Source organism: Phyllobacterium sp. P5_D12 (assembly GCF_054049495.1).
In genome coordinates this window covers 1-1,014 of record NZ_JBFUMG010000983.1, presented here as the reverse complement: position 1 = coordinate 1,014, position 1,014 = coordinate 1, and the positions used below count along the sequence as shown (strand labels likewise).

Below are 1,014 nucleotides of genomic sequence, written 5' to 3'. Positions count from 1 at the left end.
GAGCTTTGGTTGCCGATTGCTCCCCCATCCGATCAAGCCGCGTCTCCAGAAAGCCTTCCGATGGAGCACCACCGTGGCCAAGGTCAAAAATCCAAAACAATCCTCGCCGTTGATGACGACGTCCTCGTCTTGTTGAACACTGTAGCAATGCTGGAGGACCTTGGGCACACGGTAATTGAGGCTTCCTCCGGCGGTCAGGCGCTCAACCTATTGCGCGAAAAACGGGTCGACCTGGTCATTACCGATCAGGCCATGCCGAAGATGACGGGAACGCAGCTCATTGGTGAAATAAAATCAGAGTGGCCGGACATACCAGTGATCCTTGCAACAGGTTATGCCGAGTTGCCAGCGGGTACGGAACGCGACATCCCACTTCTTTCCAAGCCGTTCGGGCAACTGGAGCTTTCGCAAAAGATTGCTATTGCAATGAAATCTCTTTGACGAGGTCGCCTTTAGTTGGCCGCCGAGGCCGCTGACCAAGAGCCTGCGTTTTTGCTCCCATTGTGTCCCGGAAGTATGGATCCAGAAATCTCCTTGGCTTCCCACGCACTCTTTGTCTGCGGTTAGCAGACTTGATGTGGGGGCGCGCGAGCGACCTCGGCAGGGGACACGCATCGATGAAAAAAAGATATGCTCACAGTGTTGATTGTGGAACATGACGATATTGCCGACGCCCTGCAGATCGCTGATTTCAATTGTTGGAAGCGGGAGCTGATGAAGCAAATCCGATACGGAGTGAATGCAAAGACATCCAGGTTCTATTCACCGATATCGACATGGAAGCATGGATGGGCTGAAACTGGCAACCATCGTCAACGGCATGGAGGCCATGGAACCGTAACCGACTGGCCACGCAAGCTATTCGGGAGCGGAGCCTCTTTCATTACTGCGGTTGAGCTACTCGCCACTCCAAGACCAGGCCTCTCGCCGCCAGACGCTCTTCAGCTTCGTGTGAATTTCATCCACGCTGCGGTGGGGGAAGTCGCGTTGGAGTGCAATTGCCAACGCTAGTAC

General features: G+C 54.3%; 1 protein-coding gene. It reads left to right on the top strand.

Going from position 1 to position 1,014, the window contains the following annotated elements; all coding sequences use genetic code 11:
• Window positions 1–441: response regulator (locus tag ACXJ5O_RS28155; RefSeq protein WP_457302786.1), on the top strand; the 441-nt coding region annotated here is incomplete at its 5' end.
• Between the last annotated feature and the right edge of the window lie 573 nt (window positions 442–1,014).